At 60.0% G+C, this 15,908-nt stretch carries 13 protein-coding genes and 1 pseudogene; 10 read left to right on the top strand and 4 right to left on the bottom strand.

Going from position 1 to position 15,908, the window contains the following annotated elements; all coding sequences use genetic code 11:
* Positions 1–85: 85 nt before the first annotated feature.
* From AC1Z3W_RS25170 to AC1Z3W_RS25180, 3 genes and pseudogenes are all read right to left on the bottom strand, one after another.
* Positions 86–1,410: pseudogene (locus AC1Z3W_RS25170) on the bottom strand (IS4 family transposase).
* A gap of 113 nt (positions 1,411–1,523) precedes the next feature.
* Positions 1,524–2,309: an SDR family NAD(P)-dependent oxidoreductase gene (locus AC1Z3W_RS25175; RefSeq protein ID WP_483508660.1), complete on the bottom strand. Its 786-nt coding sequence runs from the start codon at positions 2,307–2,309 to the stop codon at positions 1,524–1,526.
* 72 nt (positions 2,310–2,381) lie between these two features.
* Entirely contained in the window at positions 2,382–3,806 is a 1,425-nt protein-coding gene (locus tag AC1Z3W_RS25180; protein ID WP_483508661.1) for an aldehyde dehydrogenase family protein, read from the bottom strand.
* A 444-nt stretch (positions 3,807–4,250) separates the two neighbouring features.
* On the opposite strand from AC1Z3W_RS25180, the gene AC1Z3W_RS25185 reads away from it, so the two are divergent.
* From AC1Z3W_RS25185 to AC1Z3W_RS25230, 10 genes are all read left to right on the top strand, one after another.
* Entirely contained in the window at positions 4,251–5,939 is a 1,689-nt protein-coding gene (locus tag AC1Z3W_RS25185; protein WP_483508662.1) for a choline dehydrogenase, read from the top strand.
* 79 nt (positions 5,940–6,018) lie between these two features.
* The gene (locus AC1Z3W_RS25190) at positions 6,019–7,167 is read left to right on the top strand and encodes an alcohol dehydrogenase family protein (protein WP_483508663.1); all 1,149 of its coding nucleotides are present in this window, start codon (positions 6,019–6,021) and stop codon (positions 7,165–7,167) included.
* Positions 7,168–7,410: 243 nt separating this feature from the next.
* Entirely contained in the window at positions 7,411–8,523 is a 1,113-nt protein-coding gene (locus tag AC1Z3W_RS25195; RefSeq protein ID WP_483508664.1) for a nitronate monooxygenase, read from the top strand.
* A 64-nt stretch (positions 8,524–8,587) separates the two neighbouring features.
* Positions 8,588–9,115: a nitroreductase family protein gene (locus tag AC1Z3W_RS25200; RefSeq protein WP_483508665.1), complete on the top strand. Its 528-nt coding sequence runs from the start codon at positions 8,588–8,590 to the stop codon at positions 9,113–9,115.
* Entirely contained in the window at positions 9,099–9,251 is a 153-nt protein-coding gene (locus AC1Z3W_RS25205) for a hypothetical protein (protein WP_483509647.1), read from the top strand. The genes AC1Z3W_RS25200 and AC1Z3W_RS25205 overlap by 17 nt, the downstream gene beginning before the upstream one ends.
* A gap of 117 nt (positions 9,252–9,368) precedes the next feature.
* A complete protein-coding gene (locus tag AC1Z3W_RS25210; protein WP_483508666.1) occupies positions 9,369–10,799 on the top strand; it encodes an amidase in 1,431 nt (476 codons plus the stop codon).
* Positions 10,800–11,044: 245 nt separating this feature from the next.
* On the top strand, positions 11,045–11,863 hold the full coding sequence (locus AC1Z3W_RS25215; protein ID WP_483508667.1) for a polysaccharide deacetylase family protein: 819 nt from the start codon (positions 11,045–11,047) through the stop codon (positions 11,861–11,863).
* Between the two features lie 28 nt (positions 11,864–11,891).
* Positions 11,892–12,386, top strand: coding sequence for a MaoC/PaaZ C-terminal domain-containing protein (locus AC1Z3W_RS25220; RefSeq protein WP_483508668.1), 495 nt, complete (start codon positions 11,892–11,894; stop codon positions 12,384–12,386).
* A 23-nt stretch (positions 12,387–12,409) separates the two neighbouring features.
* Entirely contained in the window at positions 12,410–13,927 is a 1,518-nt protein-coding gene (locus AC1Z3W_RS25225) for a class I adenylate-forming enzyme family protein (protein WP_483508669.1), read from the top strand.
* 42 nt (positions 13,928–13,969) lie between these two features.
* Positions 13,970–15,061, top strand: a complete 1,092-nt coding sequence (locus AC1Z3W_RS25230; RefSeq protein ID WP_483508670.1) for a tartrate dehydrogenase — start codon at positions 13,970–13,972, stop codon at positions 15,059–15,061.
* An 83-nt stretch (positions 15,062–15,144) separates the two neighbouring features.
* Here the strand turns inward: AC1Z3W_RS25230 and istB are convergent, their stop codons facing one another.
* Positions 15,145–15,894, bottom strand: coding sequence for an IS21-like element ISBmu3 family helper ATPase IstB (istB, locus tag AC1Z3W_RS25235; protein ID WP_483508671.1), 750 nt, complete (start codon positions 15,892–15,894; stop codon positions 15,145–15,147).
* Positions 15,895–15,908: the final 14 nt, after the last annotated feature.

The following is a 15,908-nucleotide window of genomic DNA, read 5'->3' on the forward strand; positions in this document are numbered from 1 at the left end:
CGAAATACGAACGGCCAAGCATCGCGTCTTGGCCATTTTACCTTCCGTGACTAGAGCGAAATGCGGGCAATAGGCCTAATGCCGTTCAGTTAAGGTTCTTTCTGAGGAACCGGACAGCGTAACGAGCAGGACGGGACTTGACGGCCCGATCGCATTTGCGATCGGGCCGTTTTACGTTGATGAGCAACTTGAGGTACTCGCGAAGTCGCTTGAGGACGGCGGGCAACTTGGCGAAGGCAGGCGTTCGCGCAGCCCACATCATCTCGTGCTGGATCAGATGGAACGAGCGAACGAAGCTCAGTTCGGTCGGCTCGCACTTGGCTTCGAAGGCGGCGCAGGCCATTTCTCGGCGAATCAGGTTGTAGGCGATCAATGCGCCCCAGATCTCTTGATAGATGCCCTCGACGGTTCGGCTGCGTAGCGTCAGTTCGCTACCCAGCATGGACTGCTTCAGTTCACGGTAGCTGGTTTCGATCTGCCAGCGCCGCTCGTAGCAAGCCACCAGGTCAGCCAACTTGAAGCGGCGCCGATCGGTCAAGGACGTCAGCAGTACTCGCTGCCGCCCCTGTGCATCCTGAATGCGCACCGCACGTGCCGTCCACCACTCCGGCAGATCGGGGCATTTCCGCCGAGCCTGAGGCGAGACGCGCATGCGCACTAGTGCATCGTCCGGTTTGCCGGACAGCACCTCCCAACGCGTATTGGACTTTGCCGGAATGAGGAAGTGGCGATTGCGTTCGCCCGAGCTCAGGCCGCACAGGATCTCGGCTGCCAGGAAGCCTTTGTCGAAGACCGTGAGCGAATGGTCGGGAATCTGCGCCAGCAGATCCTTGGCGTAGATCATCTCGTTGGTGTCGTAGCGACCAAACGCGATGTTCGCCACGAGATGCGTCGGGATCGAGGTCAGCGTGACAGCCCGCACTTGTGGGTAGCTCGCCACCTTGCCGCTCGCGTAGCGTTGGGCCCCAAAATGTTCCCGATTCGCGGCACTATCCGGCGTGCGTAGCGTGGTGCCATCCATGGCCCATAGGCTGAGGCCTTTGAAGCCATGACGAACAGCGTCCTGCTTGCACCATGCCTGCGTGGTTTACTCGAACAGCCAAGCTATCGCGGGGCTTGGCCCAAGCGTTGCCGGGCCTGGGTAACGGCGCTCTTGCTGACGAAGGTGGCCTCGTTGGGCAACACTAGCTCAAGGCTGTCCACCACTTCACTGATCGATCAATGACGATAGATCGCCAGCGCAATCACCAGCCAGACCACCTGTTCGGCGGGCAACCGACGGCGACGAATGCTCGCCGTGCCGGTCGCTTCGACGGCTAGCTCGATCCATGCATGCGGCAGATGCTCCGCCAACCGGTTCAGATCGGTTGGTCCGGCATCCAGCTTGAAGGTCAGGTGGTCGGTCAGCATCGCGCCAAAAGCTAACATCTCAGCGCAGCGTTTACAACCATTCCTTCCCCAAAACAAAAATGCCGTTCAGTTGCTTAACTGAACGGCATTAGGGCAATAGGCCCGCATATTTTTTACTGGATCGTCCAACCGCCGTCGATCACGAGCGAGTGGCCGTTCATGTAGTTCGAGTACGGCGACGCGGCGAACAGGATCGCATTGGCGATATCGTTGGGCACGCCCTTTTTGCCGGCGGGGACGCGCTTCAGTGCATCGGGGTTGACGCCGACACCGCGCATCGGCGGGGCATCGTCGGCCAGAATGCGCGTGGAATGCTTGCGCATATCGGTCTGGATCATGCCGGGGCACACGGCGTTGACTTTGATGCCCTTGGCGGTCAAATCGCACGCCATCTGACGCGTGAGACCGATCACGCCAAACTTCGACGAGGTATAAGCCAGGCCATCGGCGCCGCCAATGACGCCGCCGACGGAAGCGACATTGACGATGGCGCCTTCGCCACGCGGCATCATGTACTTCAAGACGGTGCGGCTCATCAAGAACGTCCCGCGCAGATTGGTGTTGATGACTTTGTCCCACAGGGCCGTAGTCGTTTCATTGATGCCGGCGAATCCATCGAAAATCGAGGCGTTGTTCACCAGAACATCGATTCGACCATACTTGGCGATGACCTTTCCGGTAACGTCTTCGATCATTGCCTCGTTCTGAACGTCGGTCTTCATGAACTCGGCCTTGAGGTTTTCTTTCGCAAGCGAGGAGACCACATCGTCGCCCTCGTCTTCGAGAAAGCCCGCGATCACCACGGTACCGCCTGCGCGAGCAAACGATTCGACGGTGGCACGGCCGATCCCGGTTTCGCCGCCCGTCACAACGATAATCTTGTCTTTGAAGTCGAACATCATTCGCACCTTTGAGTTGAGAGCGGCTCGTGACATCGCGCCGCGACCGCTCGTAGACATGTTTGCCCGCGATCAGCCGTGGCCGACCACCGATTTCACTTCGAGGTATTCCGTCAAGCCATAGGCGCCCGCTTCCCGGCCATTGCCGGAGCGTTTGTAGCCCCCGAACGGCGCGCGCACATCGAAGTCCGGGCTGTTGACGAAGATGGAGCCGGCACGCAGGCGCCGGGCGACACGTCGAGCGCGCTCGAGGTCGCCTGAAGAGACGTACCCGGCGAGCCCGTATTCCGTGTCGTTGGCGATCTCGACGGCCTCGTCTTCACTGTCGTAGGGAATCAAAACCAGCACTGGGCCGAAGATCTCTTCGCGTGCAATAGCCATGTCGGGGGAAACGTCGGCAAAGATCGTCGGCCGGATATAGAAGCCGCGGTCGAGGCCTTCCGGACGTCCGGGGCCGCCCGCCGCTACCCGCGCGCCTGCGGCCACGCCATTCGAAATGAGGCGCTGAATCTTTTCGAACTGAACGCGATTGGCAACCGGCCCCACCATCGTTTTCGGATCGGTCGGGTCGCCCACCGTATGCTTGCGCGCTTCGTCCGCGGCAATCTCAACGGCTTTCTCGTACTGGTGGCGCGCGATGAGCAATCGCGTCGGTGCGTCGCAGGTTTGCCCGCTGTTGGCGCAGATGGCTCGCACGCACGATCGAACCGCGGCGTCCATATCCGCATCGTCGAAAACGATGTTCGCGGATTTACCGCCCAGCTCTTGCGTCACGCGTTTCACCGAGTCCGCCGCAGCCTTGGCGACGAGAACGCCCGCTCGGGTCGAGCCGGTGAAGGACACCATGTCGATGTCGAGGTGCCGCGAAATGGCTTCGCCGACCGTCGGGCCGTCGCCATTGACGAGATTGAACACGCCGGCAGGAAGACCGGCTTCCGCGAGAATCTCCGCAAAGATCGTCGCATCGAGGGGAGCGATCTCACTGGGCTTCAACACGATCGTGCAACCCGCCGCGAGCGCATAAAGCACCTTGCAGACGACCTGGTTCAGCGGCCAATTCCACGGCGTGATGAGACCGACGACGCCGATGGGTTCCTTGATGATTCGGGTGCTGCCGACCTGCTCTTCGAACGCGTACGACTTCAAGACGTCGATGACCGTTTCGGTATGCGCGATACAGGACGTGACCTGTGCTTCGTTGGCGAAGGTGATGGGGCAACCCATCTCTTGCGAGATCAACGAGGCGATCTCTCCATGGCGCCGCTTGAGGATCGGGAGCACGCGCTCGAAGAATGCGACCTTTTCCGCAGTCGATGTTTGCGCATAGCTCGGGAAGGCCGAGCGAGCGGCCTTCACCGCGCGGTCGACATCGGCTTGCGATCCCATCGAGATGTAGGCAGCCGGTTCCTCCGTCGCCGGATTGATGACGGCCGCCTTGCGCGGTTCGACGGGGTCGACCCACTGACCGGCGATGTAAAACTTCAAGAATTTATCCATGGTTGTCTCGTTAGCAATCGGAACTGGACAAGGAAGCCCGCGCTTCCCCGAGCAACGGAGCGCAAAGCGAATCTCGAGAGCAGGCTGTCGATACGACGCGGGCCGCAGGCATGGTGTTGCCGGCCATCATCTGGATGCCATCTTGGACAGCAATGGGACGGACTACCCGTGCCATGCGTGGGCGACGCGCTCCTGCTCCGCTCACAATATACCGCATAGTCAGATTTATGTCCTGGTCATTCAAATTTAAAGGAATGTAGGCGAGCAGCCCGTTTCCCCGGAATTGATGGGTTGCGCCGAACGATCTAGGGAAATCCCTAGCACGCGCGGCGTCTATATATGGAGCAAGGCTGCGAGCCTTGTTCGCCAACCTCCGAAAAAATTATACTACGTAGTCATTTTTACAGTACCATCGGTCTAAACACTATCCGCGTTGTTGCTGCCATGAACATCAAAGACTTCAAATTGCCCGACCAGAGTTTCGACTACATCGTCGTCGGCGCTGGATCCGCCGGGTGCGTTGTCGCGTCACGGCTGTCCGAGGATCGTTCGATCACCGTCCTTCTCGTCGAAGCAGGGCCGGAAGACAAAAGCTGGACCATCGACATGCCCCTTGCTGTCGAAAGCCTTGTATCTGGCAGTGAGTTCAACTGGCAGTACGTCAGCGATCCAGAAAAGTATTTGTCCGGGCGGCAGGTCGACCATCCGCGCGGGAAGGTGCTTGGCGGATCGTCCTCGATCAACGGGATGGTGTATACCCGAGGCAATGCGCTCGATTACGACGGCTGGGAACAAACCTACGGTTGTACCGGCTGGAGCTACGCGGATGTTCTGCCGTACTTCAAGCGATCCGAGACGTTTTGCGGAGACGGCAACGATTATCGAGGCCGCCACGGCCCGTTGCGAGTCAGCCGCCCGGACGTGGCGAAGGACCCGCTCCAGGCGGCCTTCATGGAAGCGGGAAAGCAAGCCGGGTATCCGACGACCGACGATTCCAATGCGTATCAGCACGAGGGCTTCCACCCCAGCGAATGCACGATTTACGGTGGGCGGCGCTGGAGTTCGGCCCGCGCGTATCTTTCACCGGATGTGCGCCGCCGCGCCAACCTCACCATCAGCACCAATACGCTCGCCGAGCAGATCGTGTTCGCGGGCAAACGGGCGACGGGCGTCCGGCTTCAGAAGCATGGCGAAAGCCGGGTCGTGACTGCGCGCAAGGAAGTGATTCTCTGTTCGGGCTCGATCGGCTCGGCGCAACTCTTGCAGCTCTCGGGCGTGGGGCCGGCTGACGTGCTGCGCGCCGCCAACGTCGAAACGGTTCATGAGCTACGTGGTGTCGGTGCGAACCTTCAGGACCATCCGGATATCACGCTGCAAGTCGAATGCCGGCAGCCGTTCGGGCTGGCCGCATTCACGAAATTTCCTCGCAAGCATCTTGCCGGCGCGCAATGGTTCCTGACGAAGACGGGGGTGGCGGCGAGCAATCAGTTCGAGGCCGCGGCCTACATTCGAACGCAGGCAGGGGTGCGCTACCCCGATTTGAAGCTGGAGTTCTTGGGCTTGGCGTTTCAGCCGGACACGTTTGCGCCCTACCCCGGATACAGTTTCCAAATTCATATGACGTTGATGCGGGCGCAGAGTCGGGGCAGTCTTGCCATCAAAACGAACCGTGCGACCGACCAGCCCTACCTGAAATTCAATTATCTCGAGGCGGAAGCCGATCGCGAAAGCTTTAGGAATGCGTTGCGCCTGACGCGTGAAATCGTCGCGCAAAAGGCATTCGATCCCTATCGGGGGAAAGAATTGGCCCCAGGAGAAGACGTCCAGACCGACGCGCAGATCGATGCTTGGGTCGCCTCCCGCGTTGCGACTGCTTATCACCCGTCAGGAACTTGCCGCATGGGCGCTGCAATCGACGACGATGCAGTGGTCGCGCCGAATTTGAAGGTGCGCGGCTTGGAAAACGTCAGAGTGGCCGACGCGTCGATCATGCCCCTCGTTGTGGCGGCCAATACGAATGCGCCTTGCATCATGATCGGTGAAATGGCGTCGGATCTTATCCGGGGCCGGAAGCTGGCGCCGGAACGGCGGCCGCATTACGTTGCAGAAAATTGGATGACGTCGCAGCGGTAGCAAGCCGGCGACGCCAGCATGAGCTTCGGAGACGCATATCTGTCGTCCCGAGCGTAATCAACCCTAGGAAGACGGAAAAATGAATTCTGCGGTTTCTGAATCAGCAATTCCTGATGTGATGCGCGCCGTGTTGCTCACCGGCTATGGCGGCATCGATATGCTGCAATATCGAGAAGATGTCCCGGTGCCGCACCCCAAGAAGGGCGAAGTGCTGATCAAGGTGGGCGCATGCGGCATCAACAATACCGACATCAACCTTCGCACCCAGTGGTACGACCGCGCAGCGGGCGCAACGCTGACCGAGGAGGTCGGTCTGCGCGGGGTTCAGGGCATCGCGGATAAGCAAGAAGAAGCGGCCGCCACGTGGAAGCAGGAAGCGATCGTGTTCCCTCGCATCCAGGGCGCCGCTATTGCAGGGCGGATCGTGGCCGTGGGCGATGCGGCGAATGTCGGGTGTGTGGGCGAGCGCGTGATCGTCGATCCGCAGGTGCGCGATTTGTCGTTGCCCGAGCGAGCACAACTCGTCGAATACATCGGAGGCGAGCGCGACGGTGGATTCGCAGAATATGTGGCGGTACCCGCAGAGAACGCGTATGCGGTGACGTCATCGCTTAGCGACGCCGAACTGGCTACGTTCCCGACTTCGTATGACACCGCGGAAGAGATGCTGGAGCGGGCGCGTCTTTCGGAAGGCGAAACGGTCGTCGTCACCGGAGCATCGGGGGGGGTGGGTACGGCGCTCGTGCAACTCGCGTTGATCCGGAAGGCGCGGGTCATCGCGATTGCGGGCGAGTCCAAGGAAGATCGAGTTCGAGCGCTCGGCGTGCATGCCTTTATTCCGCGCGAGTCGGAGAGCATCAAGGCCGCCGTCGAAAGAATCGTTGGCGCCAACAGCGTAGATGTGGTCGCGGACGTCGTCGGCGGGCAGGCATTTGGCGATTTTCTGAAGGTACTGCGCCGCGGTGGTCGGTACACGACCGGTGGTGCGATCGGCGGCCCTATTCAACCGATGGATCTTCGAGATCTCATCTATAAGGATCTCGAAATGTATGGGATCACTTGCCCGACGCCGGCGACGTTCGCGCGCGTGATCGCGCATGTGTCGTCGGGGAAACTGCGCCCGTTGCTCGACAAAGCATACCCGCTCGAGCAACTTGCTCAGGCGCAGACGGATTTCGTCAAGCGCACGCACGTAGGAAAATTTGTTATCGAACCCACCGGGCGATAGCACATCTTCGCGGAGCGAATCAGTGTTCGTTACGTGAGTGCTGCGAGCGCGGCGCAAGCACGCACTCGGTGACGCATTGGGTGCCATCTACGGCTGATTGCTTTGCCTGTTGACCCGCAATACTGAGAAGTATAGTTTACGTACCATTTGGTCGGTGCGGCGCTTCGAGCAAGCAATGCATGCTCGAGACTGCACAGCCGCGGACGGTCGTGTCCGGGATGAAACTGAAGATAGGATGCTTCGATGAAGACTGAACTTGGGTCCCAATTCGGGATTGATCTGCCGATCTACGCTTTCTCTCACTGCCGCGATGTCGTTGCGGCGGTCACCAAGGCGGGTGGGTTGGGTGTGCTGGGCGCGGCGTGGATGACGCCCGACGAACTGGCGATGTCGATTGACTGGATTGAAAAGCAAGTAGACGGCAAGCCCTTCGGCGTAGACCTCGTTTTCCCCGGTACGGGCGGCGACGAGAAATCGCCCGAGGAATATCTGAAGCAAATCCCCGAAAGCCATCTGTCGTTCGTCAAGAACGTCCTGGACGAAGCGGGTATCGCCGACATGCCTGAGGCGGACCGCAATGCATACATGGCCGAGTATGCGACGAAGATGTCCATGACGAACAAGAAGAGCCAGGAACAGCTCGACGTGGTCCTCAGTAAGCCCGTTAGCTGCGTCGTCGGCGCGCTGGGCGTCACCCCGGACTGGGTGGTTAAGCAAGCCCACGCCCGCGGGATCAAGGTCGGGGCGCTCGTGGGAAGCGGTCGCCACGCAAGCAAGCAAAAAGACGCCGGCGTCGATTTCTTGGTGGCTCAGGGGACGGAGGCTGGCGGCAGCGTCGGCTCCATCGCATCCATGGTTCTATGGCCGCAGGTAGTCGAAGCCGCAGCAGGGCTTCCCGTTCTCGCAGCCGGCGGCGTTACGCGCGGGTCGCACATTCTTGCGGCGCTGGCGCTCGGATGTCAGGGCGTTTGGATCGGTTCGTTGTGGCTCGGGACCGCCGAGAGCGACCTGAACATGGAGATGCGCGAGAAGCTGTTCCAATCGGAATCGGAAGACGCCAAGTTGAGCTTTGCCATGACCGGCAAGCAGTGTCGCATTCTCAACACGGACTACATGAAGGCGTGGGCGCAGCCTGGCGCCCCCAAGCCGCTGAAGTGGCCAATGCAATCGATCCTTGGCGGCTACCCGTTCAAGCGGGCGGAGCGTTCGCACAACATGGACTATTGGAGCTACTCGGTCGGCCAAGCCATCGGCGACATGAAGGGGCATACCACGGTCAAGGGGGAGTTCGAGCGGCTGTTGAACGAATATTTGGAAGCCCTCGAAGCACTCAACGCCAAGACGTCGTACGAGTAAGTAAAGGATGGGTAGCAGCCGCACGGCCCGCCGTGGAGAGAGCCGAGATCACCGGCGGTTCCAGATGCTGGAGCGGCTTCTCGACGTGCGGCGGTCGTGCAGTGCGTTCACATCCGACCCTGTCGCGCACGATACGATCTTGCGCATCTTGTCCGCGGCGCAGATGACCGCCTCCGACTGCAACATACAACCGTGGCGAACGAGGACCATCGGCGGTCAGGCGCTCGATAGGCTCCGCCACGCGATGTACGAGCGAGCAGCGACCGGCGCCGCGCGGGTATGGGACATACGGCCGATCACAAGTTACTCCGGTGTGTTTCAGGAGCGTAGGCGTGATTGCGGTCGGCAGCTCTACGGCTCGCTTGGTATCGAGCGTGGCGATCGCACCAAATCAGGTCGGCAGGCGCTCGAAAACTTTCGCTTTTTCGGAGCCCCGCATCTGGCGCTAATTACGGCGCCCGCTTCGCTCGGCGTGCGCGGCATATTGGATTGTGGGGGGGTATCTGACCACGTTCGTACTCGCGTCATGCGCGCTCGGTGTCGGCACGGTCCCTCAGGCGTCGATCGCGTATCGAGTGGACGTGATCCGTGAACAGCTTGCAATTCTCGGTGACGAGCACGTTGTCTACGGCGTGTCGTTCGGCTGGCCGGACGAATCGCATCCGGTGAACGGCTATCGGAGGTCCCGCGCGTCACTCGAACAAGTGGTCGATTTCATCGATGTTTAACGGATGACTGGACTATGGTGCCGGACTGGGATAAGTCGCACGAGCAACTGACGCTGTCATCCGCCTATTAATTTGCAGGCCGGCCAGCCGCGAGTACGCCGGCTTCATGGGGCAGAAATGAAATTATCAGAGTACATGCAATACGATGCGCTCGGCTTGGCCGCGCTGCTCAGAGAAAAATCCGTTTCGCCCGAAGAGTTGATGAATTGTGCGATCGAGCTTGCAATCAAGCTCGATCCCAAGATTCATGCGCTTTGTTATCCGGACTTCGACGGCGCGCGGGCGCGAGCGAAAACGGCCGAAATTAAGGGCGTATTCGGCGCCGTACCGTTCTTGCTCAAGGATTCTGCCCTGGCGTCGAAGCAATTCCCGACGAGTATCGGATCGAATCTGTTCCGTGATATCCCGTTCAAGTACGACGCCACGCTCGTCGATCGATTCAACGACGCGGGGCTGCTCTCGTTTGCTCGCACGACGGTGCCGGAACTGTGCATGGCGCCGACAACGGAAGCCACTGCGAACGGGAACCCTACTAAGAATCCTTGGGACCTGAGCCGTTCGTCGGGCGGATCGAGCGGCGGTGCGGCAGCTGCGGTGGCCGCCGGAATCGTTCCGATTGCGCACGGCAGCGACGGGGGCGGATCCATTCGGATTCCCGCGTCGTGTTGTGGCGTATTCGGATTGAAGCCGTCACGTGGACGGATTCCGATGGGTCCGTCTCGTGGCGAAGGCTGGGGCGGACTCGCCGTCGAGGGCGTGCTGTCGAAAAGCGTACGTGACACCGCGGCGGCGCTGGATGCGGTCGGAGGCGACGAGGCGGGGGCTCCTTACGCCTCGCCTTGCGCGCCCGCATCCTACGTGGACCTTCTCGGACGCGATGTCGAAAAGCCGCTACGTATTGCGAAATGGACGTCCGCCTTCAACGATATTCCGGTGGCTCAAGAGTGTCTCGACGCCGTCGAGTTCGCAGCGGCGCTGCTAAAGCGCGCAGGCCACGAGGTGGTGGATGCGCCGCTGCCGCCCGTCGACTACGACGAATTGGTTCATGCCCACGTCACGGTATTGATGGCGAATGCCTACGCGTCGATCGCGGGCATGGTCAAGGGCCGGGACGAAACGAGCTGGAAGTCTAGCGTCGAGCCCGCCATTTTCGACGCCTACAAACGAGGCAGCGAGTTGAGCGCCGCGCAATACATCGCGGCGATCAACACGTTCCACAGCGTTGGCCGGCGCATGGCCAGGGGCATGAAGGATTTCGACCTGGCATTGACGCCTACCCTGACGCAGCTTCCGGCGCCTTTAGGGCAGCTTTCGATGACCACGGATTTCTGGTCGTTTCGTCGGACGGTGTCGAAGTACACCGCGTTCTTGACGATCATCAACGCGTCCGGGCAGCCCTCGGCTAGCGTTCCGTCTTATTGGACGGCAGCGGGGTTGCCGGTCGGGGTCCAGCTCATCGGGCACTTCGGAAGGGAAGATCAAATCCTCGCGGCGGCAGCGCAAATCGAGAAACTCGCGCCATGGTCCGGGCGAATGCACAATTTGTAAAAAGCGATCCAGCAAACTGTTCACCGCCGCCGTTGAGGTTTTCCCCAATGATGTCGTTCAGGCCTTTGCAGGCGCAGCATCGCTCGAATTTTGACTTGCCGGTCTAATTTTTATGTTGTAGAGTACATAAACATTAGCCGGGCTGGAAGGTCCGAGCTTCGCGCGGGATGTCTCTTGCGGGCGATAGCATCGATGGGGCGTCGACCGCGTTCTGATTAGGATTTAGACCAATGACGACTGTTTGCTTGACGTTCGATTTCGACGCACTCTCGATCTGGTTCAGCACGTTCAAGCAGACCACCCCGACGGCGTTGTCTCGGGGCGAGTACGGTGTTCGCGCGGGGCTGCCGCGGATCCTCGCCATGCTTGCTCGCCAAGGACTCAGGGCAACGTTTTTCATTCCCGCGCATACGGCACGCAATTTTCCCGCTGCGCTCGAAGCAATTGTAAGCGGCGGTCACGAAATCGCTGCGCATGGTCTTCTCCACGAAAGCCCGGTGGGGCTCCCGATCGACGAGGAACGCGATCTGTTGCGCCGCAGCCTGGAAGAGCTTCAGGCGATGACCGGCAAGCGGCCGAGCGGATACCGCTCGCCAGCGTGGGACTTGAGCGATAACAGCATCGTGCTTCTGGAGGAAGCAGGCCTTCAATACGACAGCAGCATGATGGCTAACGATTTCCAGCCGTATTTCGCTCGGCGAGGCGACGTGATGTCGGAGGAGAAGGTCACCTTTGGCGTAGACAGTTCGATCGTCGAGCTTCCGGTGGCCTGGGAGCTCGATGACTACCCCTACTTTCATTGGTCGGCGCGCCCGTATAACGCCGGGTTGCGCGCCACTGAAGATGTTTTTGCGGCGTGGAGGGGCGAGTTCGACACGGCACATGCCGAGGATGGTTTTTTCACGTTGACGTGCCACCCGGAGATCATCGGTAGAGGTCCAAGGGTGGCGATGCTCGAACGCCTGATCGGTCACATGCGGACTCGACAGGGCGTCAGTTTCATGACGATGGAAGAAGCGGCGAAGCAGTTCAAGGCAGCGGCGTTATCCGAGAACGTCAAGTAACCAAATCAAACGAAGTGAGGAATTGAACATGTCTACGATTGAGGCCCCGATCGCTGATCAGCTTGGCCCGAATGCAAAGTACTACGAGGATCTGGAAGTGGGCCGGGAGTGGGTGACGCCGCGCCGCACAATCACCGAGGCCGACATTGTGCTGTTTACGGCGGTAACCGGCGACCAAAATCCGGTTCACACCGACGAAGAATTTGCCAAGAATAGTGTCTTCGGTGCGCGCCTGTTGCACGGCCCGGCCGTGTTTGCGATTGCAACGGGGCTCGAATTCCGCCTCGGCCTGAAAGAAGGCACCGCCATCGCTTTCCTGGGCATGACCTGGGACATGAAGGGCCCCGTGAAGGCTGGAGATACGTTGCACGTGCGTCAGCGCGTCACGTCCAAGCGTGAGACGAAAAAGCCCACGGCCGGCATCGTGTTCTTCCATGTCGCGGTGGAGAATCAACGCGGGGAAGTGGTGCAGGAAGGTGAGTGGAAGGTCATGATGAAACGCAAGCCCGGTTTCGCCTTATAAATTTGCCAGATGGTCATGCAGGCATGAATAGCAACCTGATAACAGCGGAAATCGAAGCACACGCGGAGCGCGACAGTGAACGCGTTGCGCTGCGCAGCGCAGACGCGGTGTTGACCTACGGGCAACTCGTGCAGCAGGTGGGCGCGCTTGCCGACCGGCTCAAGCACATTGGCATCGGGCCTGGCAGCACCGTTGCTGCTCTTTGCGAGAATCGCGTCGAAGTGATCTTGCTCTATTACGCGATGGGCAAGATCGGCGCGACCTTCGTTTCGGTGAATCCCAGCTTGACGGCGCATGAGGTCGCATACATCCTCGACCACGCAGGTGTCGCGCTCTTGTTGCATGACGAGAAAATGCGGGATGTTGCACAATCAGCTGCTGCGAGTGTGCCTGCTACGCGCTTGGCGTCTCTCGATGGCCTAGGCGAGCTCGGTGCCATTGGCGAATCGCGGACCCTCGACGCGCAAACTCACATTTTTCAGATCGCGTACACGTCGGGTTCCACCGGGCGTCCCAAAGCGGTCGCGTTCGATCAGGCCGCGGAAGTGGGCGGCAATCGATCGCTTATCGAGTTGTGGGCGATGACACCGGCGGACGTCACGGTCGTCGCATTACCTCTCGGGTTTCTGTACGGTCTTTCGACTGCATCTTCGATGACTCTGCAGGCTGGAGCGGAAGTCGTGCTGATGCGGCGATTTCACCCGCGCGAAGTGTTGGAGGCGTTCTCGTTCCACAACGCGACGGTGTTCCACGGCGTGCCGACGATGTTTGCCATGATGCTCGAGTATGCCGAACAGAACGACTTGCGCATCGACTTATCCTTTATGCGCCTGTTGGTGTCGGCCGGTGCCCCATTGTCGCGCGACCTTCGCAATCGATTCGAGGCCAGGTTCAACAAAAGGATCGATGACTACTACGGGCTGACGGAAGTTCGACCCGTTTTCGGTCGATTTGCCAATGATCTCGCGCCGGTCCCAGACAGTGCAATCGGGAAAGCCGCGCCAGGCGTCATCATCAAGATCGTCGATGCCGATGGCAACGAAGCGAAGCCCGGGGAAGTGGGCGAGTTGCTGGTGCGCGCGCCTTCGACGACGTGTGGTTACTACAAGAACCCTGAATTGACGGCGGCTACCTTCGAGCAGGGCCTGATGAGAACCGGAGATCTCGGCTATCGAGACGACGAAGGGTTCTACTACCTCACGGGCCGAATCAAGGACATCATCATTCGTGGCGGCGCGAACATCGCGCCTGCGGAAGTCGAAGAAACCATTGCGTCGCATCCGGACGTTCAATCCGCTTCGGTCATTGGCGTCCCGGATGAGAAGTTTGGCCAGGTCGTTGCTGCATACGTGGTTTTGCGCGAAGCCAAGCACGTGTCGGCGGAGGCGTTGACCGACTATTGCAAGGCGAGACTCGCTGATTTCAAGGTTCCTAGCCAGATCTATTGGACCAACGAACTGCCGCTCGGCATCACCGGCAAGGTCGATAAGAAGGCTCTCCTTGCGCGCTGGACTGACGAGCACGCACCGGCATCAGCGTAAATTCCGGGCCTCATGCGTGAGGCCCTTTCGACAGACAGTAACATGACGACGCACAAGATCGCGGTAATAGCAGGTGATGGGATTGGTAAGGAAGTGATGCCGGAGGGCCTACGCGTTGTCAAGGCCGCCGCAATGAGGTATGGAATCCGCCTCGAGTTCGAGACGTTCGATTGGGCGAATTGCGATTACTATGCCGAGCATGGAGACATGATGCCGGCCGACTGGTTCGACCAACTTCGCGGTTTCGAGGCAATTTATTTCGGTGCGGTCGGCTGGCCTGAAATCGTTCCGGACCATATCTCTCTGTGGGGTTCGCTTCTTAAGTTTCGGTGCGAATTCGACCAGTATGTCAACTTGCGTCCTGTGCGGCTCATGCCAGGTGTACCGTGCCCGCTCGCGGGGAAGAGCCCGAGCGATATCGACTTCTACGTCGTGCGTGAAAACACGGAAGGAGAGTACTCCTCGGTTGGCGGACACATCTTTGCCGGAACCGATCGCGAGGTTGTTCTCCAAGAGGCTGTGTTCTCGCGCCACGGGGTCGATAGAATCGTGAAGTTCGCCTATGAGCTCGCGAACAGTCGCCCGAAGAAGCATCTCACGTCGGCGACGAAGTCGAACGGTATCTCGATCTCCATGCCGTTCTGGGACGAGCGCGTTGCCGCGATTAGCGCAACCTATCCCGAGGTGAGGACGGACAAATACCACATCGATATCCTCTGCGCGCGTTTCGTTCTCTCGCCGGAGCGCTTCGACGTCGTCGTCGCGTCGAATCTGTTCGGCGATATCCTTTCGGATCTCGGGCCGGCTTGCGCCGGTACGATCGGCATCGCGCCCTCGGCGAACCTGAATCCGGAAAGAACGTTTCCGTCGCTGTTCGAGCCCGTGCATGGCTCGGCGCCCGACATTTTCGGCAAGAACATAGCAAACCCGCTCGGAATGATCTGGACCGGCGCGATGATGCTCGACTTTCTCGGGCGAGGGCAGGGCAAATATCGCGCTGCGCACGATGCTATTTTGCGGGCCATCGAGGAAGGCATTGCGCAGGGGCCGCGCACGCCGGATTTGGGCGGAACCGCCAATACGACGCAGGTGGGTATCGATGTCAGCGAGCGCGTAAGGTGCGGATTTCGGTGATGGTGATCAGCCGTTCCGGCGAACGTGATCAGTCTGGAAGGTGGTGTTGCGCGGTCAATGGATTATAGCGAAGGTGATCACGATCAGGATGCGGAGGACTGCTTGGCGTTGGTCTTTCGCATCGATTCACCCTTCAACGGTAGCTTGTGGGCCTGATGGACGAGCCGATCGAGAATCGGGTCGGCGAGCGTCGGGTCCTGCAGCCACGCATGCCAGTGTTCGAGCGGTAGCTGGCTGGTAATGATCGTGGATCGCGTGCCGACGCGATCGTCGAGCACTTCGAGCAGGTCGTTTCGGGCACTCTGATCGAGGTCCTGCAAGCCCCAGTCGTCGAGCAGGAGGACGTCCATCTTGGCGAGCTGCGCGAGCCGCCGCGTGAAGCTGCCGTCGCCGTGGGCGATCTTCAATTCCTCGAACAGCCGCGCAACGCGGACGTACATCACGGAGAAGCCCTGTCGGCAGGCCTGCTGACCAAACGCGCAGGCGATCCATGTCTTGCCCGCGCCGGTCGGCCCCGTCAGGATGAGGTTTTGCGCATTGCGGATCCAGTCGCAACCGGCGAGTGCGGCAACGACGCTTTTGTCGATACCGCGGCTCTGCCGGTACTCGATGTCCTCGATGCAGGCCTGAGGATTCTTGAGTTTTGCGGACTGCAGCAGCCGCTCGAGCCGCCGGGTATCGCGCCAGGCGAGTTCGCGATCGACGACCATGCCGAAGCGCTCTTCGAACGACAGGCTGGTGCTGGCGGTCAGCGCCGCCTGCTCCTCGAACGCGCGAGCCATGCCGTCGAGCTTCAGGGACTTGAGCTGGGTGAGGGTTTGCTGCATCAACATCGTGACCTCCTTGG

Source organism: Burkholderia sp. 10_S31, from assembly GCF_056930375.1.